The organism is Geobacter sulfurreducens PCA (assembly GCF_000007985.2).
GTDB lineage: Bacteria > Desulfobacterota > Desulfuromonadia > Geobacterales > Geobacteraceae > Geobacter > Geobacter sulfurreducens.
On record NC_002939.5, the window covers coordinates 3,749,841 to 3,774,108 of the forward strand.

20 protein-coding genes are annotated in these 24,268 nt (G+C 63.5%); 9 read left to right on the top strand and 11 right to left on the bottom strand.

Features of this window, described 5'->3' with window-relative positions; translation table 11 throughout:
- From GS_RS17075 to GS_RS17085, 3 genes are all read left to right on the top strand, one after another.
- A complete protein-coding gene (locus GS_RS17075; protein WP_010944019.1) occupies positions 1 to 1,056 on the top strand; it encodes a threonine aldolase family protein in 1,056 nt (351 codons plus the stop codon).
- 439 nt (positions 1,057 to 1,495) lie between these two features.
- Entirely contained in the window at positions 1,496 to 1,720 is a 225-nt protein-coding gene (locus GS_RS17080; RefSeq protein ID WP_010944020.1) for a hypothetical protein, read from the top strand.
- A gap of 65 nt (positions 1,721 to 1,785) precedes the next feature.
- Entirely contained in the window at positions 1,786 to 2,016 is a 231-nt protein-coding gene (locus tag GS_RS17085) for a hypothetical protein (RefSeq protein WP_010944021.1), read from the top strand.
- Between the two features lie 248 nt (positions 2,017 to 2,264).
- Here the strand turns inward: GS_RS17085 and GS_RS17090 are convergent, their stop codons facing one another.
- From GS_RS17090 to GS_RS17100, 3 genes are all read right to left on the bottom strand, one after another.
- On the bottom strand, positions 2,265 to 4,484 hold the full coding sequence (locus GS_RS17090) for an ATP-dependent helicase (protein WP_010944022.1): 2,220 nt from the start codon (positions 4,482 to 4,484) through the stop codon (positions 2,265 to 2,267).
- 249 nt (positions 4,485 to 4,733) lie between these two features.
- A complete protein-coding gene (locus GS_RS17095) occupies positions 4,734 to 5,330 on the bottom strand; it encodes a lipoprotein (protein WP_010944023.1) in 597 nt (198 codons plus the stop codon).
- A 64-nt stretch (positions 5,331 to 5,394) separates the two neighbouring features.
- A complete protein-coding gene (locus GS_RS17100) occupies positions 5,395 to 7,038 on the bottom strand; it encodes a hypothetical protein (protein ID WP_010944024.1) in 1,644 nt (547 codons plus the stop codon).
- 582 nt (positions 7,039 to 7,620) lie between these two features.
- On the opposite strand from GS_RS17100, the gene GS_RS17105 reads away from it, so the two are divergent.
- From GS_RS17105 to GS_RS17115, 3 genes are read left to right on the top strand one after another with little or no spacing between them, the layout of a single operon-like run.
- On the top strand, positions 7,621 to 9,039 hold the full coding sequence (locus tag GS_RS17105; RefSeq protein WP_010944025.1) for a B12-binding domain-containing radical SAM protein: 1,419 nt from the start codon (positions 7,621 to 7,623) through the stop codon (positions 9,037 to 9,039).
- A 32-nt stretch (positions 9,040 to 9,071) separates the two neighbouring features.
- The gene (locus tag GS_RS17110) at positions 9,072 to 9,662 is read left to right on the top strand and encodes an acyloxyacyl hydrolase (RefSeq protein WP_010944026.1); all 591 of its coding nucleotides are present in this window, start codon (positions 9,072 to 9,074) and stop codon (positions 9,660 to 9,662) included.
- Positions 9,663 to 9,669: 7 nt separating this feature from the next.
- Positions 9,670 to 11,199: a carotenoid oxygenase family protein gene (locus tag GS_RS17115; RefSeq protein ID WP_010944027.1), complete on the top strand. Its 1,530-nt coding sequence runs from the start codon at positions 9,670 to 9,672 to the stop codon at positions 11,197 to 11,199.
- Between the two features lie 14 nt (positions 11,200 to 11,213).
- Here the strand turns inward: GS_RS17115 and GS_RS17120 are convergent, their stop codons facing one another.
- Both GS_RS17120 and GS_RS17125 read right to left on the bottom strand, forming a co-directional pair.
- Entirely contained in the window at positions 11,214 to 12,686 is a 1,473-nt protein-coding gene (locus tag GS_RS17120) for a sigma-54-dependent transcriptional regulator (protein ID WP_010944028.1), read from the bottom strand.
- Positions 12,683 to 14,932 (bottom strand): ATP-binding protein, encoded by a 2,250-nt coding sequence (locus tag GS_RS17125; protein ID WP_235044932.1) that lies wholly within the window; start codon positions 14,930 to 14,932, stop codon positions 12,683 to 12,685. Before GS_RS17125 ends, GS_RS17120 begins: the two co-directional genes overlap by 4 nt.
- A gap of 440 nt (positions 14,933 to 15,372) precedes the next feature.
- On the opposite strand from GS_RS17125, the gene GS_RS17130 reads away from it, so the two are divergent.
- Entirely contained in the window at positions 15,373 to 16,296 is a 924-nt protein-coding gene (locus GS_RS17130; RefSeq protein ID WP_010944030.1) for a lysophospholipid acyltransferase family protein, read from the top strand.
- 72 nt (positions 16,297 to 16,368) lie between these two features.
- Here the strand turns inward: GS_RS17130 and GS_RS17135 are convergent, their stop codons facing one another.
- From GS_RS17135 to tkt, 3 genes are read right to left on the bottom strand one after another with little or no spacing between them, the layout of a single operon-like run.
- Positions 16,369 to 17,061, bottom strand: coding sequence for a Crp/Fnr family transcriptional regulator (locus tag GS_RS17135; protein WP_010944031.1), 693 nt, complete (start codon positions 17,059 to 17,061; stop codon positions 16,369 to 16,371).
- 11 nt (positions 17,062 to 17,072) lie between these two features.
- Positions 17,073 to 17,681, bottom strand: a complete 609-nt coding sequence (locus tag GS_RS17140; RefSeq protein WP_010944032.1) for a tRNA-uridine aminocarboxypropyltransferase — start codon at positions 17,679 to 17,681, stop codon at positions 17,073 to 17,075.
- Between the two features lie 6 nt (positions 17,682 to 17,687).
- The gene (tkt, locus tag GS_RS17145) at positions 17,688 to 19,694 is read right to left on the bottom strand and encodes a transketolase (RefSeq protein ID WP_010944033.1); all 2,007 of its coding nucleotides are present in this window, start codon (positions 19,692 to 19,694) and stop codon (positions 17,688 to 17,690) included.
- 78 nt (positions 19,695 to 19,772) lie between these two features.
- Here tkt and merA point away from each other — a divergent pair, with 78 nt between their 5' ends.
- On the top strand, positions 19,773 to 21,179 hold the full coding sequence (merA, locus tag GS_RS17150) for a mercury(II) reductase (protein WP_010944034.1): 1,407 nt from the start codon (positions 19,773 to 19,775) through the stop codon (positions 21,177 to 21,179).
- A 6-nt stretch (positions 21,180 to 21,185) separates the two neighbouring features.
- On the top strand, positions 21,186 to 21,989 hold the full coding sequence (locus tag GS_RS17155; RefSeq protein ID WP_010944035.1) for a hypothetical protein: 804 nt from the start codon (positions 21,186 to 21,188) through the stop codon (positions 21,987 to 21,989).
- 5 nt (positions 21,990 to 21,994) lie between these two features.
- Here GS_RS17155 and GS_RS17160 read toward each other — a convergent pair whose 3' ends face one another.
- The 3 genes from GS_RS17160 to GS_RS17170 form a co-directional block, all read right to left on the bottom strand.
- Entirely contained in the window at positions 21,995 to 22,894 is a 900-nt protein-coding gene (locus tag GS_RS17160; RefSeq protein WP_010944036.1) for a C40 family peptidase, read from the bottom strand.
- 454 nt (positions 22,895 to 23,348) lie between these two features.
- Entirely contained in the window at positions 23,349 to 23,681 is a 333-nt protein-coding gene (locus GS_RS17165; RefSeq protein WP_010944037.1) for a DUF3147 family protein, read from the bottom strand.
- A gap of 9 nt (positions 23,682 to 23,690) precedes the next feature.
- Positions 23,691 to 24,254 carry a Tll0287-like domain-containing protein gene (locus GS_RS17170; protein WP_010944038.1) on the bottom strand — a complete coding sequence of 188 codons (564 nt, stop codon included), beginning with the start codon at positions 24,252 to 24,254 and terminating at the stop codon, positions 23,691 to 23,693.
- Between the last annotated feature and the right edge of the window lie 14 nt (positions 24,255 to 24,268).

The window sequence follows — 24,268 nt, forward strand, 5'->3', positions numbered from 1 at the left end:
ATGAACAACTGCACGACCACCGAGCGCCGCAACCAGTTTGCCAGTGACAACTACGCCGGAATCTGCCCCGAGGCATGGCAGGCCATGGAAGAGGCCAACCGTGGGTATGCCTGTTCCTACGGCGACGACACCTGGACGGAGAGGGCGTGCCGCCTGCTGCGCGACACCTTTGAAACCGACTGCGAGGTGTTCTTCGTCTTCAACGGCACGGCGGCCAACTCACTGGCCCTGGCATCCCTCTGCCAGTCGTACCACAGCATCATCTGCCACGAGACATCCCATATCGAAACCGACGAATGCGGGGCCGCCGAATTTTTTTCCAACGGCACAAAAATACTTCTGGTTCCCGGCCCCCACGGCAAGGTCGACCCGGACGCAGTTGAGCACACGGTCAAACGGCGCCTCGACATTCATTACCCCAAGCCCAAGGTCCTCAGCATCACCCAGGCAACGGAATTGGGGACCCTCTATTCGGTGGATGAACTGCGCGAGCTGGGCCATCTTGCTCGACGCCTGGATCTACGCGTCCACATGGACGGGGCCCGTTTTGCAAATGCCGTTGCCGCCCTCGGTGTCCACCCGAGCGAGATCACCTGGAAGGCCGGGGTCGACGTGCTCTGTTTCGGCGGGACCAAGAACGGCATGGCCGTAGGTGAAGCAGTCGTGTTTTTCAACCGGGAGCTTGCCCGCGAGTTCGACTACCGCTGCAAGCAGGCAGGACAGCTTGCCTCGAAGATGCGCTTTCTGGCCGCTCCCTGGATCGGCATGCTGGAAAGCGGTGCCTGGTTGACCCGCTCAGCCCATGCGAATGCCTGCGCAGCCAGACTTGAAGCCCGGCTTCGCGATATTCCCGGCGTCGGCATCCGCTTTCCCCGCCAGGCAAACTCGGTCTTTGCCGATCTCCCGCCGGGGGTCGTCGACGCCCTCCATGGGCTTGGTTGGCATTTCTACACCTTCATCGGCTCCGGCGGAGCGCGCTTCATGTGCTCCTGGGAGACGAGCGATCAGGACATCGACCTACTGGCGACTGACATAGCAGGTTGCTGTAATAGGTAACAAAGAGGGCGGGAGATAAGGCAACACCCAAGGCATATCAGTAAGATAAGCAGGGGGCTGAGCACCACGCGACGGAGCAAATGTGCTCCGCAGTAGTATTTCATCCGGCTGACAGAGGCGGCCTGCTGAGGCCGCCAATCTTCATACATGAGATGTATGTAATTTAAATGCACCCCGGCCGCACGCAGCATCTCAACGTTTTCAGCATGTTACAATCACCCCCCTTTCAATCGCCCGCTCCCTCCCCTCTTTTTCTGTATACCCACCCCATACAATAGCGACTCCACGCCTGCCTCGACGCTCTCTCCTCAAAAAATTAAAGCCTTTTATTTCTGCGTGTTACACGTTTCTTTTACCTTGTTTTCCACTGTGGCACGGTCACTGCTATATAAAAGACAAAACCAACCGGTCACCACCGGCGGACAATGAGGAGGGAGTCATGAAAACCACAGCCATCGCACTTATCGCCACGATCGCAACCGCAACCACCGCCTTTGGTGCCAGTGGCGCCGCAATTGACGAAGGCGGGTTCCTCGCTCCTCTTTTCCTCGCTTTCGGAGCCGCCATTGTCGCCTTCCAGACCGTTCCCGCCATCATGCTGATGGGATCGATGCTGAAGGGGCTTTTCTCGCCGAAGGTGGAAGAAGGAGCCACGACTCACTGACAGACACCGACGAAGGGGCGGCCCGCCGGGCCGGTACCGTAGAGGGATACGGAAAGGAGACAGCCATGAAAGCGAACGTTGCAGCCAGCACACTGGCAATGGTTCTTGGGAGCGTAACATCGGCCCTGGCGGCGTCGGGGGCACGGGAAGACAATAGTGGAGTGCTGGTATGGATCTTCCTCGGCTTCTGCGCACTGATCATCGTGGCACAACTGGCCCCCGCGGTTCTTACCATGATCGGAATGGCCAAAGGCGTTGCCGACAGCGTAGGCCGCAAGGCGGAGGCGAAGAACTAGGGACAGCCCCGCAGAAAGGAGGACTCACGAGAAAACATGACCATGAACAGTACTGAATGAAAAGGCCGCCCCTCCGGCAGGAGAGACGGCCTTTTTGCTTGCCCGGGATCCCGGGAGGGACGTCCGGGGTGGTGTGGTCGCGGCCAGGGCTCGGGCAAGACCGGCAGAGCGGGTCCTAACCAGACGGGGCAACACCTGCGGCAGCCAGAAGAACCAAATTTACGAGTAAAAATCAACTAATCCGGATGCTAGACCCTCTCCAGACCGGCAAAGCGGACCAGAAGCTTCTTCGGCCCCACCGAGTTGAACCAGACGATCACCTTCTGCTCATCCCCCTGCCCTTCAATCTTCCGGATGGTGCCGACACCGAACTTTCCGTGCCGTACCTTCATGCCGAGCCAGACGCCGCTTTCTTCGGGTTCGACGGGGACGATCTCCACGTCGGCGAAATCCGGCTCGATCTCGGTTTCGAGGATGGAGGCCAGGTTGTGACGCGCGGGCTCCCGCCCCCGCCCGGCGGTGTCGGGCGCGACGGAGCCGAGGGCGGGTTGCTGCCATTCATCCTCCAGGTCCAGGAGGTTCCGGGGGATGTCGGCGATGAAGCGGGAGGGCATGTTCACCTGGTCCTGGCCGAAGATCCGCCGGCGCCGGGCATTGGTGAGGCAGAGCCGCTCCCGTGCCCGGGTCATCCCCACGTAGCAGAGCCGGCGCTCCTCCTCCATGGCCTCGGGGTCGTCCAGGGAGCGGACATGGGGAAAGAGCTTCTCCTCCATGCCGATCATGAAAACCATGGGAAACTCGAGCCCCTTTGCCGCGTGCAGGGTCATAAGCGTTGCCGACTCGCGGCCCGTGCCGCTACGCTCCAGATCCGAGACGAGGGCCACCTGTTCCAGGAACGGAGCAAGTCCCCGCTCATCGCTGGTCCGCTCGAACTCTTCCATGGCAGCCACGAGTTCCTGAAGGTTGGCGAGCCGGTCCGCGGCCTCGTCGGTCCGCTCCTGCCGAAGCCGGTCCGCGTAGCCTGACTCTTCGATGATGCGGGTGGTGAGTTCTGCCAGGGGGAGTTGATCGCGCAGGGCGAAAAACCTCTCCATGACTGCTGCAAAGGCAGCCACCTTACCCCGGGGTGCCGAGGAGAGGAGTCCGCCCGTGGCCGCCTCACCCAGGGCGTCGAGGACGGTGATCCCCCGGCGGACGGCCAGCTCGGAAATCTTGTCCACGGTGCCGGGACCGATCCCCCGAGCGGGAACGTTGATGATCCGCTTGAGCGAAACCTCGTCAGCCGGGTTCGCCAGGACCCGCAGATAGGCAAGGACGTCTTTTACCTCCATACGCTCATAGAACCGCATGCCGCCCACCATGTGGTAGGGGATGCCGTCGGCCACCAGAGCGTCTTCCACCACCCGGGACTGGGCATTGGTGCGGTAGAAGACCGCCACGTCCCGGAGGTCGCCGCCACGGCGTACGTAGCGCTCGATCTCACGGCAGACGAAGCGGGCCTCATCCCGCTCGTCGGCCAGACGGCGGTAAACGATAGGGTCGCCCGGCGGGTTCTCGCTCCAGAGGGTCTTGGCCTTGCGACCCCGGTTGCGTGCCACCACGGCTCCCGCCGCCGCAAGGATGTTCCGGGTGGAGCGGTAGTTCTGCTCGAGCTTGATGGTGGTGACGCCGGGGAAGTCCTTCTCGAAGTCGAGGATGTTACGGATGTCGGCCCCGCGCCAGCGATAGATGGATTGGTCATCGTCACCCACCACGCAGAGGTTGCGGTGCTCACCGGCCAATAGGCGCACGAGCCGGTACTGGATCGGGTTGGTATCCTGGTATTCGTCCACCAGGATCCAGCGCCACTGGTCCCGGTAGCGCTCAAGCACCACGGGGTGCTCCTCGAAGAGGCGGACGGTCAGCATGATGAGGTCGCCGAAGTCGAGGGCGTTGCACTTCTTCAACCGCTCCTGGTAGGCGGCGTAGACGCGGCCCACCACCTCGCCGGTGAAGGTGTCGGCTGGCAGGTCCTCCGGCGCAAGCCCCCGGTTCTTGCAGTCGTCGATGGCCGAGGCAAGCGAGGTCGCAGGGAAACGCTTCTCGTCGAGACCGAGACCGGCCATCACTTCCTTGAGGAGCTTGCCGGAGTCCTTGTCATCATAGATGGCAAAAGAGGAATCGTAGCCCAGGTGGTGAATCTCCCGGCGAAGGATCCGCGCGCAGGTGGAGTGAAAGGTGGCGATCAGGGGAACCTCACCCCCCACGAGCTTTTCCACCCGTTCGCGCATCTCGCCGGCGGCCTTGTTGGTGAAGGTCACGGCAAGAATCTGCCGGGCGGGGACACCCCGCTCGCGGATCAGGTGAGCGATCCGGTGGACGATGACCCTGGTCTTGCCGGAACCGGCACCGGCCAGGACCAGGAGCGGTCCTTCGCCGTGAAGAACCGCGGCCCGCTGGGGAGGGTTAAGATTATCGAGCAATTTCATGGGCGCCTTCGGGAGGTCGAATTCGCCACCGCCGGAAGGGAAAGGATGGCTGACCGGGGTGACAGTCGACTATACCGAAAACGGCTCACCCCCTTCAACCGCAAAGAACGCGTGCGCCGCCTCTCCCCGCACCCGATCTCGGTTGCGGGGTTACAATACGGCCCGTATCCGTCACCACGGCATACGGGCCGCCCACTTCTCATCCACGTAATTCGGCCGTCCAGGCTCAGCACAAGGCCCCGGCTCACCTCACTCGGAATGCCGTCCGGCCCGCGGCATAACGTTCGGCCCCAATGCCGCCGCGGCTTCCGCGTAGCCGCCCGGAATTTCGAATTGTCCCGACGGAATCGGCGCCGGGACAACCTGTTCCCAGGAAACGACCGCGCCACGTTTATCCTCCCACCGGAGCGGGACCGGCAACGGCGGGACCGCCTCCCAGAGGTACCCCCGGAAGGTGGTGCCGTTCTGGGTTATTTCCGCAGCGTATTTCATGGTATCACGGCCGTCCAGCAGCTCCTTCCCCAACTCGGTCCGGTTGACCCGCAGGGCGGGGTCGAAGAACAGGGGAACGTCCCGGCGCAGATCGGCAAGGGAAATCTCCCGGTACACGGCCATAGTGGGGGCCAGCAGCCATGCCACACCCCTGTCGTAGCGAAGGATCGACACCGATGTCTTGCGCTGGCTGCTGAATTCCATCCGCACCCGGTCACCGGACGCTGAAACCCGGGCGGTCCCCGTTACCCCTTCGACCGTGGCATGGTACACACCCGTCCACGACGAGGATGATGCACATCCCCCCAGTGCGAGGACTATGAGCACTGCAATGGCACCAACCTGGCACCTCATGATCTCTCTCCGGGAAGGAGCACCCGCTCAAATGTCCCGCGGGTGCCCCTTCGTGCAGGATTGACTACTTCTTGACCACGGTCGAGGCGGTCTTCAGGTTGTTGGCGCCGTTGATATCCTTCTCGTTGGTCACCTTTGCTTCCCACTTGACCGTTGTCCCGTAGGAGGGGGCGGTCCAGACGAAGCTGTAGGTAACGGCGCTGTTGTCAGCAGGAGTCGCAACGGTCTGGGAGAAGTTGCCGACAACCACGCCCGAGCTGTTCTTGCCCACCAGGGTCAGGCTGCCGGATGCAACTCCCGCCTGCAGATTGTCCACCGTAACCTTGAGGGTTTGGACCGAGCTTTTGCTCGCACTGGTCGGAATGGCAACGGAGGTGACGGCAAGATCGATCGTCGGCACCGCTACGCCGTCGGGATCTTCGTAGGTTACCAGCAGTTGGGCGCTGCGGACAACCGTTGGCTTGCCCACTTCGCCCTTGACGTAGAGCATCAGGTCCAGATCACGGGTGAGGGGACAGTCTTCCATGGAGTACCCGTCAAACGGATCGTAGTTACCGAAAATGTCGGTGTGCTCGTCCAGGAAATTATTCCAGTTTTTCGAGTCTGCCAGGACCGGCAGACCGGTGACGGGGTCCTTGATCGTCAGCAGGTCGATAGTGGTCGTTGTGGGGGTACCCACCACGTACTGGGGAATCTCTACACCCGGCAGGTCCTGGCCATATTTGCTCGACTTGAGCCGAAAACGGGGATTGAGCCCGCCGAAGGGGTCCCGGTCCAGGGTCGTGTACCAGGCATTGGTGTACTCGAAGAGCCCGGTGGCCGGATTGAGCGCTTTCAGCACAGTGCCGGCAGGCAGCAGTTCAAGGTCGCCCCCCTCCTGGGAGTCAACCGCGGACACCCATGTCCCGGCCGGGAGCCCGGAGCAGGCCGCCGGCGCCAGAGCCGGCGCGGTGGGGCAGACAGTGTACTGGGGCAGGATACCGGTGGCATTCTCGTTCTCGAAGTCCTCGGGGCGGATCTGGTCGTTGGGACTGTTGCTGATGTCGTGATCAACGACGAGCTTGGCCGACGTAACCTTGTAGCTGGCCCCGGCAACCTTCCACTTGTCCGGCAGCGGCAATGCGGTGTAGATGTAGACAGGGGTCGGCTCCTGGTTGTAGTTGCCCCAGAAGTACAAGTATTTGCCATCGTCTTTCATTCGCTTATTGTAGTCGATCCCTTCCTGGAGGGGATTCGGATCGGCAGGGTCGCGCATGAGATGGTCCATGACCACGTACTTCTCGGTAGCAGCCTTGGCCTTGAGGGCGCCGAGCCCCTTGGCCCACTCGCCACCGATGGGGCCCGTCTTCCAGTTGCCGGTTTCATTGTTCTGAACCTTCACGCCGATGACGTTGCCGGAGCCGTCAAGAATATCGGCTACGCGACCATCGTCGTACACGCCGTCACGGGGCTTGGGCTGGAGCGCCGACGAGTCGAAGTTCTTCACATACCAGCCGTAGACCGAGTCGATGCCATAGTAGGTGAGACTGCCTTCAACCACGGGATTGCCGAGGCAGGTGGAACCGATAATGCCTCGGCCGCACTGGATGTCTTCCTTTTTGAATACATGGGTGGTGGTGTAGTTGACGGACACGGCGTGAGCAACACCGGCGGTGAGCAGCATGCCGAGGGTCATGGCGGATATCTGTGCGATGTTCTTGTGTTTCATTCCCTTTCTCCTCCAGTTAAGTTTGCTTAGTTTCTGTTCAAACGCTTCCGGAACACACCGGAACGACAACATGCCCGCGGTAATGCGGAACGGGCATCCCTCTCCTTCCCACCGGGTAGCCGACGCCTCATGTGGGCTGTTCGCCTCCCTCTTTCACAACACAACGGATTACGCTACGACCAAGACACGCGCACATGCACATCGCTACATTAAGCACCTTGCGTTCCAAGTCGAGCAAAAATTATCATATTTACATAAATTTAATTTAATTGTTTAAAAATATTAATTTATTTATAAACAATAATTGCATTATCTTGTGATGTCGAACTATGAATAACTACGCCATATAGCTACATCCATTGACCGCACACGAGTAGCAAAGATTATTTTAATAATTAATTACAAATACTTGAACAGCTACCGCCCTATGACCATCCCTTCCGTCTTTTTAAGACGGGCATTGACGGCGAATTCTCTCCCCATCCTGCTAAGGAGAACAGTTGACAGAGGCATGACCGCTCTCTACTCTTGAAGGGATATGGCAGTAACCTGACCGGCGCCGACCGGCGCCCCGAGGACCACGTGCGCATCCTCTTCGTTCACCCCCACGGCAGCAACTGGATGGGTGCCGGCAACGACATCACCGCCATCTTCAACCTCATGCCCCCCCTGGGGATGTTGAGCATCGCCGCGTTTCTGGAGGCGCGGGGCATGGAGGTGGAAATCATCGACTGCTACGGTACCGGCCGACGGGGACGGGACCTGGTGGATGAGATCGTCCGCCGGCGACCCGACGCAGTCGGGTTTTCCTGCACCACCTCGTCGTTTCTCGAAGGGTACGCCCTGGCCGAGGGACTCAAGGAGTTGCTCCCGGACATCCCGGTGATCTTCGGCGGCGCCCACGCCTGTTCGGTGGGGGTGAGCCTTCTGGACCGGTTCCCGGCCATCGACTACCTGGTTCTGGGCGAAGGGGAACAGACCCTGTACGAACTTGCTGCCGCGAGCTTTCGCAATGTGGAGAAAATTCCCGGCGTCGGCTACCGCCGTGACGGCGTCGGCACCCTCTCTGCGGCCCGGGAGCTCATCGCCGACCTGGACACCCTTCCCTTTCCGGCCTACCACCGGCTTCCCGACTTCCCCCGGCGCTACACCCTGCCCCTGTTCAGCTACCCCAAGGCTCCCAACACCAGTGTCATTTCGAGCCGCGGATGTCCCTACCAGTGCTCCTACTGTGACCGGTCGGTCTTCAGCCGGGGCTTCCGCTTCAACTCGTCCGAGTACATTGTGGAGCACCTGGCCTACCTCAACCGGGACTTCGGCATCCGCCACGTCTTTTTCTACGACGATCTTTTCACCGCCGACCGGGGCCGCGTGGCCCGCTTCTGCCAGTTGAAGGAGGCACGACGACTGCCGGTGACCTACAACTGCATCGCCCGCCTCGAACATGTGGATGCCGAGTTGTTGGCGCTGCTGAAGCGTTCGGGCTGCTGGCAGGTGAATTTCGGCATTGAGTCCGGCGATCCGGAGGTGATCAAAAAGCACCGGAAGTACTACGGACTCGACGAGGTGCAGACCAAGCTGGCCATGGTCCGCCGGGCTGGGATGCGGGTGAAGGGGCTGTTCATGCTGGGGCTGCCGGGAGAGTCGGCGGAATCCATCCGCCGGACCATCGATTATGCCCTGATGCTGCCCCTGGACGAGATCAACGTGACCAAGTTTACCCCCTTCCCCGGCGCGCCCATCTACGGGGGCATCAGGGAACAGGGGGAGTTCGACGAGAACTGGCCTCTCATGAACTGTATGAATTTCGTCTTCGTGCCCACGGGGATGAGCCGGGACCAACTGGAGGAGCTCTACAACGAGTTCATCCGGCGCTTCTACCGCCGGACCCGCATCCACTGGGGATACACGCAGATGCTCTGGAAGTCGCCCGACAGCATCCTCAGATTCCTGCGCCACCTGCCGGAGATTCTGGCCTTCGAGATGAAGCAGAAGTGGTAAAGGTGATGCGGCAAGGCATCAGCGAGGTGTCCATGAAACGTTACGCTATGATCCTGCTCCTGGTGGCAGGCCAGTTGCTCTCGGCAGGCGCCGGACATGGAGAAGAGCCGGCCGTGCGGACCGCATCCGGCGAGTTCGCCATCCTGGGGGGCTATGGCATCACCCACCGGGGGTTCGGCGCCACCCGCACCCAGGTGGAAACGGTGGATGCCATCCTGCGCTACGGGCACTTCCTCTCGGGAGAGCTGGGCACCGGCCGCTGGTTCCAGGGGCGCCACGAACTGCTGGTGGAAGTGCCGCTCCACCTGACCCTGGACCCGCGCGTGCGGACCATGACCGGCGGCTACCTCCTGGGCAGCTGGAAATTCACCTCCCTTGAGGGGCTGGCCCCCTATGTCTTCGCCGGCGGCGGCATCCTCTACAACGACCTGGGACTCGACACCCAGGGGACGCGGCTCAATTTTTCCTACCAGGGGGGGACGGGGCTCCAGTGGTTCGTGCGGCCGGACACGGCCCTGGGAATCGAGTACCGCTATCACCACGTCTCCAACGCCGGCACCGCCGAACCCAACGAGCCTCTGAATTCGAGCAAGTTTCTGCTGGGGGTATCGGTCTACCGGTAGGTACGCCATGAACAGAAGGGACTTCCTTAAAACCGCCGGACTGACCGGCATCGCCCTGGGGCTCCCCGGCTGCGCCCGGAGCCTCCCCTTCGGCCGGGACGTCTTTCCCGACTTCGGTGACGATGCCCGCCCCTACCTGGGGCTTGCCACGTCGCTGCGGGAGGAGCACGACTACGAGGCCCGGGTGGAAGGAACCATCCCCGCGGGGCTGCGCGGCACCCTCTACCGCAACGGCCCGGCCCTCTTCGATCGGGGTGGGATGCGCAAGCGGACCCTCCTGGACGGGGACGGCATGGTGCAGGCGTTCCGTTTCGGCGACCGTGGGATCAGATATGCGAACCGCTTCGTGCGGACCCGGAAATTCGTGGAAGAAGAGGCTGCCGGCCGCTTCCTCCATCCCACCTGGAGCACCCAGGCCCCCGGCGGAATCTGGACCAACGTCTGGCCCACGGAGCGGCTCCTGAGCCAGGCGGGGATTACGGTCTTCCCGTGGCGGGGACGGCTTTACGCCTTCGACGAATCATCTTTCCCCTACGAACTGGACCCGGATACCCTGGCAACCGTGGGCGAAACCACCTTTGGCCTGCCGCGCGACCTCACCACTTACTCGGCCCATGGCAAGTTCGACCCGGTCACGGGAGAATGGCTCCACTTCGGCATCCGCTACGGCCCCCGAACCTTTGTCCACCTGACCACCTTCAATGCGGACGGCACCCTCCGCCGCCACCGGGCCCTGGAGCTTCCCCGCGCGATCTACATGCACGACTGGTTCGTAACCGAGCGCCACGTGGTGTTCCACCTCCACCCGGTGGAAATCGCCTACTGGCCCTTCCTGCTCGGCATCCGGAGCATGGCCGAATCCCTCCGCTGGCGCCCCGAACGGGGAACGATCCTCATGGTGGCGGAGCGGGACGGCGAGGCGCCGCCACGCCTGGTGGAAACCGAGGCATGCTATCTCTGGCACACCTTCAACGCGTGGGAAGAACGAGGGAAAATCACTGCCGACTTCGTGGGGTACCGCAACCCGGACCATTTCATCAGCGACGATCCGGTCATAACCGCGGTCATGCTGGGACGGCGGGGAACCTATTCCTATCCCGGCGAGGTCATGCGCTACCGGATCGATCCGGCCAGGGGAACGGCCGCCCGCGAGGTGCTCCATCAGGGGAGCTGCGAGTGGCCCCGCATCGACGAGCGGCTCCGTTGCCGCCCACACCGCACGGGGTACATGCTCCGCTGCCTTCCCGGCGAATTCTTTTGGTCAATCGTCATGGGGCTCGACCCGGTTACCGGCCGCACCGACGAGTACAGCTTCGGCCGGGGCGTCTACTGCACCGAGCCGGTCTTCGCGCCGCGGCCCGACACCCTCGCCGGCGGCCCCGGCTGGCTCCTGGTCGAACTCTATGACAGCCGCACCCGCACCAGTTCACTGGCCATCCTCGACGCCGACAGGATCGCCGATGGCCCCCTGGCCCTCGTTCGACTCACCCACCACGTCCCCTTCAGTTACCACGGCTGGTGGCAGCCTGCTTCTTAGCACCTGCTGACGGTTCAATGGGCAGGAAAGAACTGCAGCACCCGCTCCAGCCCACTCCCTACGGCACGTGCGGGGGGAGCGGGAGTGGCATCGGGGAACTGCTTCAGCCGCTTGGCAAGCGCCTGCCGGGTTATGCCGAGCATGGCCGCCGCCAGGGTCTGATTGCCCCGGGCGCGCCGGACCGCCTCCATGACCAGCCTGTGCCCTCCCTCTTCAAGGGTCGGCAGCCGCTCGGGGAAAATGATCTCCGCATCGGGCGCCGGGGACGGCAGGTCCGTGCTGTAACCGATCTTCTCCTTGAAGCTGTCCAAGGACAGGACATGGGAGCGATGGCGGCTCACCGCATCGTAGATCATGGCCCGCAATTCGCGGATGTTCCCCGGAAAAGAGTAGATGGACAGGAGCGTTGCCAGCTCCCGGGGTGGGGTGGGGCGACGTTTACCCAGGGTATCAGCGGCTTCCGAGAGGAAATGGTCGATGAGCAGCGGCAGGTCCTCGAACCGCTCCCGCAGGGGAGGAATCTGGACCTGGTGAGCGTTGAGACGGAAGTAGAGGTCCTTGCGGAACCCGTTGGAACCGTTCTTGCCGCTCAGGTCGTGGTTGGTGGCGAACACGAGCCTGGCCCGGAGCTTGCGGGGAGTGTCCGAACCGATGGGGAAAAATTCCCCCTCCTGGAGGAGCCGGAGCAGCTTCACCTGGGAGGCATGGCTCAGGTCCCCTATTTCGTCCAGAAAGAGGGTACCGCCGGCGGCCTCTTCGATCATGCCGCGCCGCTCGCGCTCGGCGCCGGTAAACGCGCCGCGGGCGTGCCCGAACAGAGTGTCTGCAAAGATGGTATCGTCGAGCCCCGCCGCGTTTACCGCCACCCAGGGACCGCCGGGGCAGCGGATGCGGTGGACGGCGCGGGCGATGAGCTCCTTGCCGACTCCGCTTTCACCGGTGATCAGGATCGGTTCGCTGCTCTGGGCCACGGCCTCGCAGTACTGGAAGACCGCCCGCATCTTCTTGCTGGCGGTCATGATTTCCGCAAAAGCCTCCGGATGAGCCAGGTGGTCTTCCAGGAACCGCGCCTTGAGGCTGCGATTTTCGTTGCGCATCTCCTGCATGGAGAACGCCCGCTGGATGCCGGTGATGAGGCGCTCCTTCTCCACGGTCTTCACGTAGTAATCGAAGGCTCCCAACTGCATGCAGCGCACAGCCGTTTCCACCTGGTTCAGTCCGCTCAGGACGATCACCGGAATGTCCGGATATTCTTGGCCGATCATCTGCAGCAGGTCTGTGCCGGAGAAGTAGGGCATGGTCAGGTCGAGCAGAATCAGGCTCACCTCGGTCTCGCGCAGAATATCCATCACCTGCCTGCTATCGGAGCATTTGATGATATTATCAATGCCGGTGGCTTCCCGTAGCGTGAGCGACAGGCTGCGCAACCACGCAGCCTCATCGTCAACCAGCAGGATGGGCTTGGGGGGGTACTTTTCCGGGCTCATGCGGCAATAACCTCCTTTTCGGCCGGCAGGGACAGGGTAGCCGTTGTCCCGGCTCCCGGGACGGACTGGAATTCGAGTGTGCCGCCATAACTTCTGACGATGCGCATGCAGATCGACAGACCGAGACCCGTGCCGCCGGTTTCGCGCTTTGTGGTGAAGAACGGATCGGTGATGCGGGGAAGGACCTCCGGGGGAATCCCCTGCCCCTCGTCGCGCACCTGAATCGTGTAGACCCCATGGATAAGGTCGTAGCCGGTGCTGACGGTGATCCCTTTCGTTTTGTCCTGGAGGGACTGGCAGGCGTTCATGATCAGGTTGACCACTACCTGCTCGATCCGTTGGATGCTTCCCTCGAAGGAAGGGAGGCCAGGGGCCAGCTCCAGCGCGAAATGGTCGGTGGCATTTTTAATGGCATTGCCCACCAAGCGGACCGAGGCCCGGACCGCCTCGTTCAGGTCCACAGGCTCGCACTGGTCGGCGCCGTCGCCGCGGGCGAAGTCCTTGAGGTCATCCACGATCCGCTTGATGCGGCCGGCGCCCTCTTCCATCTCCGTCAGCAGGAGTGGCAGCTCCTCGCTCATTTCCGACCAGGGGATCCCCCCGATCGCCAACTCGCTCTGCCGGTCAACGCGATCCAGCAGCAGGGGGATTGCTTCCCGGCACACCTTTTTGACCAGGTCCACGTTAAGCAGGATCACCGCATTGGGGTTGTTGATCTCGTGAGCCACGCCGGCTGCCAGCTCACCCAGCGATGCGAGCCGGCTCGTCCTGACCGTTTCCTCCAGAAGACGGACTTTGTCGGAGATGTCGCTGGCCAGCATGATGACGTGGCTCACCGTCTCCGACCCCTCCCTGACCGGGAATGCCTTCACCTCAAGGGTCCTGCCGTCGGGCGTGGTAATGGTGGATTCCTCGTTCTCGCCCGACTCGAAAGCCCTCACCGCCGGACAGTTATCACAGAGAGTGGTGCGGTTGTAGAGCATCTCGCAACAGTATTCGCCGGGCACGGTCCGCAACGGCGCCCCAAAGGGATCACCGGCCACCTTGTTGGACCAGACCACCTTCATGTCGTGGGAAATGAGGGTGAGACTGTCGGGGATGCCGTCCAGAATGATCCCGAACTGCCGGGAAAGCTGCCGGTAGTTCTGCTCGCTCTGGCGCAGTCTGAGCTCGGCCCGGCGGCGGAGCAGGATGCTCCAGGTGAGCAGCAGGGTGATGCTCAGGGAGCCGAGCAGAATCGCGACAGACCAGAGAAACTGGGACTTGCTCAGGTTGTAGAACGGCTTGGGTCCGTTGACCAGAATGTGCTTTGGCGGCAGGTGCCGGGGAGATATCCCGAGTCGCTGCAGTTCCTCGTAGTCAAAGGTCGGTACGGTGATGACCGATTGCTCCACCGGAATATCGGCCACCGGCTCCCCATGAAGCACTCGCAGTGCCGTCCGCGCGGCAATTCGCCCCTGCTCGTGCACATCCACGAACGGCCCCCCCACGATCCCCTCGCCGAGAAAAACGTTCCAGAAGCTGTAGAGGGGAAGCCCCCCCTGCCGCAGCAGGCCTGTCTGCTCGTGGAACGAGAGAAGATTCCCCGAACGGTCGCGAATCGACCCGTTGATGAGGATTACGGCCCCGCGGACAGGGGACTGGAGTCGTGCGATGATCTCCTCGGCCGACAGGTCATTCCAGTAATCGAACGTTACCCGCCCCGCGAATGCCTGGCTTGCCGCCATGAGTCGCTGGGTATTAAGGCGATCCGTCAGCTCACGGGTGCCGCCGATGACGATCATTCTGGTCGTGCCGGGATGAAGCGCCAGAGCCTGCCTGATGACTCCCGTAAAATCGGGATCGGCCCTGACGCCCGTATGCCAGGCCGAGGCGGTGGGGAGCGGATCGGGGCCGACGGTTGCGCAGGATACGATAGGTGCACCGCGGAACAGGTCACGACGATTGGCGAGAGCGTAGTCGAGCGCCTCGTTACCGGATGCGATCACCAGATTGAATGACCGTTGCCGCAGCTTGTGGTGCAACACCGCGTCGAACATGCGGGAAACCTGGGCGGACTGCCGGTGGCGCTTCACATCGAGATATTCCACGTCCATGTGAATCCGTTCGAAGGAATTCGACAGCACATCCTGGATTCCCGCCATGACCTGGTCGGTCCACGGATACCCGGGGTGATAGGAATGGAGCACCAGGATGTGGTTGGCCGCCCGCGCCTCGTAGTCGGCGCTTGCCGGAACGGAATACACCCCAACGAGCATAATGACCGGCCACAGGCGCGACAATACACAAACGAAACAGCGCAATCCCACCAATCGAAACATAGAGCTCTCTCAGTAGCAACAATATCGCTAAATCAATGTATACAATCTAATCAGAAGACTTTATTAGCACTTTTTATTCCACAGAGCGTTCGGCCTCTTCGTTTATTCCTCCCATAAACACACCTATCAATCAATATAAGCGTTTTCCCCTCTCCACCGTTACCCGGCGGGATTCCCCCCGCAGAACGGAAAAACGCCAAATAACGGCACGAAATACCGCTACTGGCTCCAAATCTTTTTAATTTCATAATGTTAGCTATTTTACGTTTTTTAACGCACACTAATGCTATTTCACAACAAAGGACAGCCCTGGGGCCGCATGATTTTGGTTGGTCCCGGGAGAGGGGTATGGTATGAGATAGGCCGTGGACACGTCTCTTTCTTTACGCAAACGTCTCAAGTGGCACCTGGGCGTCTTCGCGGCCATCGTCGCGACCCTGCCGGTGCTGCTGCTTCCCGCGCCGGTCGCCGTAGCCCTCGGGGGGGCAGCCGGCTCTCTCGCCTTCCGGCTCCTGGGCAAGGTGCGCCGGAACACCGTCACGAACATCAGGAACGCGCTCCCCGCGCTCCAATCCATGGAAGGGTGGGATCCGGCAGCGGGCACGCCGGAGGAGATCGCCCGGCGCACCTTCGTCAACCTGGGGCGGACCGCCGTGGAGATCATCAAGCTCTGCTACGGACAGGGACAGGGGCTGGTGGAGGGGACGGAACTGCGGGGAATGGAGCACTACCTGCGGGCAAAGGAGCGGGGCAAGGGGGTCATTTTCATCACGGGGCACTGCGATAACTGGGAGATCGTGGCCCACGCCTTCGGCACCCATTCCGACGGCATGGCCGTGGTGGCCCGCCGCCAGAAGTACGAGCCGCTGACAAGGCTGCTTGAGCGGCTGCGCAACCGGCACGGCAACAGCGTCATCTACGCCGACGGCGCGGCACGACAGATCTTTTTCCGCTTGAGGAAGAACGGCGCCATCGGCCTGCTCATGGACCAGGCAGTCCATCCCAGCGAGGGAGAGCTGGTGGAATTTCTGGGGAAAAAGGCATGGACCACCACCATGCCGGCCCTGTTGGCGGCCAAGACCGGCGCGGCCCTAGTCCCCGGATTCGGGAGGCGGGAGGGGAATCGTCACGTGCTGGAATTCTTCCCCGAGATAGCACCCGACCCCGCCGGCGACCCCATCGCCACCACCAGGCTCCTCAACCGCGCCATCGAAGCCTACATCGTCCGCCACCCGGACCAGTGGCTCTGGGTCTATAACCGCTGGAAGCGAGTACCGGCGGAGCAGTAGCCGCCCCGTATCCCCTGCGGCGATCCCGCGAGGTTGTCAACGGATCGCACAACAGGGATGCGGCGGCGCAGGTCAGGCCGGGCGCCTCCCGGCAGCGGCCTTCAGTTTTTCCATGTCGAAGATCACCACGCGGCTCCCGTCCACCTCGATGAGCCCCTCCTCCTTCAGCTTGCGGAACGAACGGGACAGGGTCTCGCTCACCGTGCCCAGGCGTGACGCCAGTTCCCCCTTTTTCATATCCAGATCCAGGTAGGTCGTTCCCTGGAACGAGGTGGACTTGCGCTCGGCCAACTCTACCAGGTGGGCGGCCAGGCGCGCCGGCACCTCCGCGAAGGTGAGTTCCTCGATCTGCCGGGCAAAGCGGCGAAGCATCAGTGACAGCGACACGATCAGGTTCAGGGAGAAGCGCGGATTGCGCTCAAGCAGACCCATGAAGCCCTCGCGCGGGAAGAAGATCGCCTCCCCCTTCTCCACGGCCCGGGCCTCGGCGGGGTACTTGCCGTCGCCGAAGAAAGCAGCCTCGGCAAAGGTTTCGCCGGGATGAACAAAGTGGAGGACCTTCTCCTTGCCGTCGGGCGAGACCTTGCAGAGCTTCATGCTCCCCTGGGCCAGGAGGTAAAAGCCGTTTGCCGGCTCCCCTTCGGCAAAGACGGTTTCTCCCCGGGCAAAGGGGCGGCGGGCGGCAATGGCCGCCACTTCGGCCAGGTGGTTCTCGTCCAGGCCGGAAAAGAGAAGCGATTTCCTGAGGATGTCCCTGATGTCCATGAAAAGTCCTTTCAGTCCCGGTCGACCGCGCATCCCCGGGCACCGAGGGTCTGTCTCACCATGAGGCGGAACAGGTGCTCCATGCCCGACTGGACGTCGGGTGATTCGATGATGCCCAGGGCCCGGGCGATTGCCTCGAAAGTGGCCAGCCCCTGGGGATGATTCTCTCGCCGAACGCCCCACTCGGTGGGAGGGCCCGGCGGGAGCCGGACCATCTCGGCGCGGGCAAGACCGGGCAACCGCCGGCCCATGCGGGACGCCTGGCGCCAGGTGCCGTCGGGCACCACCAGTGTGACGGGCCGTCCGTCCCGTTCCAGCAGTTCCCGGTCCAAGACGGGGACGTCGTCGCCGGGATAGAGCAGAAGGATGCGCCGCGCCGGGGTGTCCAGATCGCTCAGATTCAGGGAACGGCCCGGCTCCCCGTGGATGCGCAGTTCGCTGTTGGGGAGTATCTCCAGGGCCAGGGGGCCCGTAGCCGTGGTTTTCGGGTATTCCCGGTGATGCATGACCAGGACCACCCGGGTCGCAAGGGAATACCGCGGCATAGCCGGGCAGACGCACCGGTGGATATGCAAGCGGCACCGCGCACAGCGCTCGCTCCGTTTCGATCTGGTACCCACGGTGTCTCAGCGCTCCACGAACTCGGCCACACGCCGGGCAACCAGCTCAGGGGTGAAACCGTACTGCTCGGCCAGTACCTTTTCCGGGGCCGAAGCGCCGAAGGTCTCCAGGCCAATGAACAGGCCAGCCGGACCCAGGAGCCGCCACCAGAGGCCGCCGTGCCCCGCCTCCACCGCAACTCGTGGGACACGTCCCGGCAGACAGCGGCGCCGGTAGCTTTCCGGCTGGGCCAGGAATGCCTCCATACAGGGGATAGATACCACGCGAGCCGCAACCCCGTTACCGGCCATAATCTCTGCCGCGGCCAGAGCCAGTCCTACCTCGGACCCGCTCGCCATGAGAACCACGGCCGGGGCCGCCCCGCCGGAACGGACCACGTAGCCCCCCTTGGCAAAGGTTCTGGGGTCAAGGGTCTCCTCCCGGGCGATGGCCGGCACTTTCTGGCGGGTCAGGACAAGGGCCGTGGGGCCGTCCGTGCGCCGCAGAGCCGCAGCCCAGGCCAAGGCCGTTTCGGGGCCGTCCGCTGGCCGGATCACCCGGAGGTTAGGGATGAGCCGCAGTGACGAGAGCTGCTCCACGGGCTGGTGGGTGGGACCGTCCTCACCCACGAAGAGGGAATCGTGGGTGAACACGTACACCGCCTGCTGCTTCATGAGCGCCGCCAACCGGATAGCCGGCCGGCAGTAGTCGGCAAAGACCAGGAAGGTGGCGCCGTAGGGGATGAACCCGCCGTGGCGGGCCATGCCGTTCATGATTGCGGCCATGGCATGCTCGCGCACGCCGAAGTGAAGATTGCGCCCCCCGTAGCTACCGGGGAGCACGGAGGAGGAATCCTTGATCCGGGTGTTGGTGGAGGGCTCGAGGTCCGCCGAGCCCCCGACCAGGGAGGGCACTACGGCGGCGGCCGCCTGGAGGACCTTGCCCGCAAGGGAGCGCGTGGCGCCGGCTTCGGCTCCCACCGCCGCCAGCAGCCGGGACTCCAGATCCCTGGGCACCCCCTTTTCCGCCATCAGATCCCAGAGCCGTCCCTTGTCGGAATTGCGGCGGCGCCAGCGGCGGAGCTCATCCTGCCAGGCGGCGCGCGCCTCGGCGAGCGCTTCCCGCCTCTGTTCGCAGAGCTCCCGAATCCGCTCCGGCACGTGAAACAACTCATCGGGCCACCCCAGGCTCCTGCGCGTGGCTGCGGCCTCCTCGGCACCCAGGGGCGAGCCGTGGGCGGCGGCGGAGTCGTGCTTGCCGGGCGAGCCCTGGGCGATATGGGTCCGGGCGATGATGAGGGAGGGCCGCTCCCGTTCCACCCGGGCCCGCCAGAGGGCCTCGTCCACCTGGCGGACATCGTGGCCGTCAACGGCCTGCACGTGCCAGCCAAGAGCCGCGAAGCGCCCCGCCGTGTCTTCGGAAAAGGCGAGGTCCGTGGAACCCTCGATGGTGATCCGGTTGTCGTCGTACAGGTAGACCAGGTTGCCGAGCTTCAGGTGACCGGCCAGGGATGCCGCCTCCTGGCTGACTCCCTCCATGAGGTCGCCGTCGCTCACCAAGGCGTAGATGTGGTGGGCGCAGGGATCAAACCGCTCGTCGGCAAAGCGGGCCGAGCCCATGCGCGCCGCCAGGGCCATGCCGACCCCCATGGCGAACCCCTGCCCCAGGGGACCGGTGGTCACCTCCACGCCGGGGGTATGGCCGTATTCCGGATGGCCCGGGGTGCGGCTCCCCCACTGGCGGAACCGCTTCAGTTCATCCAGGGGAAGATCGAAGCCGAAGAGGTGGAGCAGACCGTAGAGAAGCATGGAACCATGCCCCGCCGAGAGGATGAACCGGTCCCTCCCCGGCCACTCCGGGTCGGCGGGGTCGAAGCGGAGGTGGGAGTGCCAGAGGAGAAAGGCGTAGTCGGCGGCCCCCATGGGCAGCCCCGGGTGACCGGAGGCGGCGGCTTCAACCGCGTCCACCGCCAGCATCCTGAGGGTATCGGCGCCCAGGCGGGCATCTTCGTTGGTAAGGCTTACCGCGGCCATGAATCCTCCTTGTTGCCATAACGTACTTCTCAAACGCACGCATTCGGGTACACTGTCAGAACCAGGGAGAACCATGCCATGTCCGACAAACACGACCTCATCATCCTCGGCTCAGGCTCCACCGCCTTCGCTGCCGCGCTCCGCGCCCACTCCAGGGGCGCCCGGGTCCTCATGGTCGAGAAGAGCGTCCTCGGCGGCACCTGCATCAACTGGGGGTGCGTGCCGAGCAAGACCCTGATCCACGGGGCGCTATTCTATCAGGAGGGACGGCTCGGGGCAAGGCTCGGCCTCGGAGAGTGCGGAAACGCCGTGGACCTGGCCCCCCTCATGACCCGCAAGGAAGAGGTGGTAAAGCACCTGCGCACCACCAGGTACCTGGATATACTCCGGAACACGCCGGGGCTGGAACTGGCCAAGGGGACCGGCCGATTCCTGGGATCCGGCCGGCTGGAGGTGGTGGACCAGGTCTACCGCTGCGACCGCTACCTCGTGGCCGTCGGCGGCACCCCCCGCATCCCGAAGATACCGGGCCTGGAGTCCACCCCGTTCCTCACCAGCCGGGGCGCGCTCCTGCTGAAACGCTTTCCGGCATCCCTCATCATCATCGGCGGCGGGGTCATAGCCGTGGAACTGGGGCAGATGTTCCAGCGCTTGGGCACCCGGGTGACCATCCTCGAACACGGCCCGCGCATCCTCGCCCCCATAGAGCCGGAACCCGCCCTGGCGATACGGAACGTCCTCAGGGACGAGGGGATGGAGATCATCTGCCACTCTCCGGTCTGCGCGGTGTCGGGAGACGGCTCCGCGGTGAGCGTGGAGGTCGAGCGCGAGGACGGACGCCGGACCTATACGGCGGAAAAGCTCCTTCTGGCCGTGGGCACCACGCCGGCCACCCGCGGCATCGGCCTGGAGCTGGCCGGCGTGGAGACCGACGGCAGGGGATTCGTCACGGTGGACGAACGGATGAGGACCACGGCTCCGGGCATCTGGGCCGCCGGCGACTGCACCGGCGGTATGATGATCGCCACGGTGGGGGCGCGGGAGGGAATCATCGCCGTGGACGACATGTTCGCCACCGGCTGCGGCTGCGCCATGGATCACCTGAGTGTCCCCATGGCCATCTTTACCGACCCCGAGGTGGGGGCCGTCGGTTACACCGAACAGGGCGCCCGGGACGCCGGACTCGACCCGATCGTGAGCATTCTCCCCGTGTCAGCCATTCCCAAGGCCCATGTGACCGGGCATACGGCAGGCGTCATCAAACTGGTGGCGGAGCGGGCCACGGGACGGCTGCTGGGGGCTCACCTGGCCTGCCACCGGGGAGCCGAGCTCATCAACGAGGCAGCCCTGGCCATTCGGCTGAAGGCTACGTTCGAGGATCTGGCAAACGCCTTGCACGTCTACCCTTCAATAGGAGAGGGGCTGCGGCTCTGCGCCCAGGGATTCACGAGGGATGTCAGCAAGTTGTCGTGCTGTGCGGAGTGATGGACCATGGAACCGGCCGGCGTCTACGCAAAAAATGTTCAGATTGACCGGGAATTGTCACAGCGGCTGCACGGGGCGCTCACCTGTGGCAAGGAGGAGCTCTTCCAGGTCGTGGCCGACCCCGCCCCTGACGTGATCCGGGCGGCCCTGCGCAACCCGGCCATGGACGAAAACCATCTACTGGTACTGCTTGGGCGGCGGGACCTGGGCGAGGATCTCGTTGCGGCCATCGGCCGCCACGATGCGGTGGCCGAGAGCCACAAGCTGAAAGCGGCCCTGGTACGCAACCCCGCCACCCCAGCCCAGCTGGTCATGTCGCTGCTGCCCCACCTCTATCTGTTCGAGCTGGTGGACCTCTGCCTTCTCGCCGGCGTGACCCCGGACCAGCGGGTCGCCGCCGAGCGCGCCGTCATCCAGCGTCTCTCCACTACCCCCCTGGGCAACAAGATCACCTTGGCCCGGCGCGCCACGGCATCGATTCTGGACGCCCTGCTCAAGGAGAGCGATGTGCGGGTGGTAGAATCGTGCCTCACGAACCCCCGCCTCAAGGAGGGATCTGTTTTTCAACTAGTTTCAAGCTCCCGCGCCACCGGTGACGTCATCGCTGCCGTGGCACGCCACCAGTGCTGGAGCAACCGTCCCAACCTGAAGGCAGCCATGCTCAAAAACCCCAACACCCCCACCTCCCTCTTCAGCACCCTCCTCGCCTCGGCCCCCACCATGGAGGTGAGGAACCTGGCCGCCTCGGGACGCCTGGGGACCGAACGCAAGCGCCTGGCAGCCCAGGAGCTCAAGCGGCGGGGCTGCTGACCGCCCTATTCGTACCACCGCCGGACGACAAAAGTCTTCTCCCCCTGCCCGTACGCGTCCCTGAACCGGTCCGACGGCGTTCGCCCCGTCATTAGCTCCGCCAGCACCTCCCCCAAGGGCCGGACCACCACGCCGTCCCGCACCCCCGGCACCGGGCCGAGGCGGCTCTCGATGGTCCGTTCCCGGTCCAGCACGATGATCACGTGCCCCTTCCAGGCGATCAGGTCCAGGGGCTCCAGTCGACGGCGGATGGCCTCGACAGAAAGGCCGGCAATGGGGACGCCCCGGCCGAAGCCGGTGAGCTCACTCGTGTTCCGGGGAGTGACGCCGTTGGTTGCCTCGTAAAGAAGCCCCGAGCAGTCGAGCCCCTGGAGCCGCCAGCGGCGGTTCGTTTCGGCGGGGAGCCTGCCCGGTGGATGAAAGAAATCCACCATTGCCGACACCCCGGCGCGCACATTGCCCCCCCAGACGTAACGGCTTCCCCTGGCAGCCAGAAGGCGGATGATGATCTCGTCGCGGGAAGGGAGCGTCCGGGACCGCGGCGGCGGTTCCTCATCCGTCAGCCGGACGAAACGGTCATCCACGAAATAACCCGTGGCCGATGGATAGGGATAGTCGTCGGTGGTCACCCGGTGGACCACTGATGAGCCGTTTCGGACTGTCTCGTGAACCACGAACACCGTCCCCGGCAGGGCGATGAATTCCAGCTCCCGGATCTGGCCCTGTCGGTCGGTACGCAGGGCCGAGCCGTCCCTGCCGCCGAAGATGCCGGGGAAATCGGGAGTATTGAGGACCGGTGCCGGCAGCACCGCCACGGCGTAGCGCTTCGCGTCGCCCGCCCGGGTGACGGAGGTCATCATCAGAACGAAAACGGCCGCGGCTGCGGCCAGAAAGTATCTCTTCACACATCTCCCTTCTTCGAAAAATACACACAGATAACGCATTAGCCACAGAGAGCTCAGAGGAACAGGGGGAGGATCAACAATTGTTGCTATCAGTGCTGTCAGTGCGCCACCCTCACCACCGCAGCTCCCCGTGAGGGGGCGGGGCTCACGCGGAGAAAAGAGTCCCGCAGAAAAGCACCGGAGAAACTCCCGGAGGGAAAGCGGCAGGCCCGGCAGTTCAGGTCATGTGAAAACCGACCGGTGACGCTTGACTGTTTTCGGAGCGGGAGTCCCGCCCCCTCACGCAACCACAGCCCCCCTGACACACAAAAAAGCAGTCAGCCACAGAGTTCACAGAGGACTCCGAGGAAAAGCACTACGTTGCACAACCAAGGGCGTCGCCCGGCGGACCTCTGCAATTATTGCGCAACCGTCTGACTTATCGGCGATATCCGTGGAAATGCCGGTTATGGATTCACTTGAGAAAATACTGATGCACCGCCGCCCCGGCCAGCCACACGCCGAAACTGGCCGCCAGAACAACCGGCAGGGGGAGGTGCCGGCGGAAGAGAACATACGCCACCACAAAGAAGAGGATGGTGGGGATGATCCCCCAGAGGACTCCCCTGGTGTACCCTTCCATGAGCCGGTAGTCCCCCGGCGACTCGGACCAGAGCCAGAGGAGCACCAGCAGGCTCGTGAGGGGCATGGTGGCGATGAGGCCGCCAAGGGTCGGGAATCGCTTGCCGATCCTGGCGCAGGCAATGATGATGGTAAGGCTGATGAGGGCTTTTACGAAGGTTTGCACCGTTGCCCCCTACTCCTCCACCACCACGCTCACGATCCCTCGCAGGTCTCCCGCCGCGAATCCGGTGGCCCGGTCGCCGGGGTAGCACGCCTGCAGATGCGTCTTCACCTCGGGAGGGATCGAGTCTTCGGCACCGTGGCAGACGAGGCAGCCGGGCTGCACGAGGATCGGCTTCACGTAGCGCAGGACCTGCTTGCCCCCCACCCGGGCCGGCACGATCATCTCCCCCGGCAGGCTCCCCTGCTCCTTCATGGCGGCCAACCGCTCAAGGGCACTGCGCTCGAAGGGGTCGGGACTGTTGGCCGGGTTTCTGATCTTGAGCGATGTTCGCCGGATGGACAGATGTTCGGTCCGCGCCAGTTCCGCCGTCAGTTTCTGGGCCTCAGCGAAGCAGACCTTCACCGCCTCTGCCGGTCCTTTCTCCTTCATCACGATCATGACCCGCTCCCGCAGGGTGGCGGAAAGTCGGTCAGCGGCCATCCGGGCACGGGGGACCGCGTCGCCTTCGGCACCAAAGGCCGGGAGCGTACCGAACAGCGTCGCAAACAGGCAGGTGGCGAGCATGCGTCTCATCTGGTTCCTCCCGA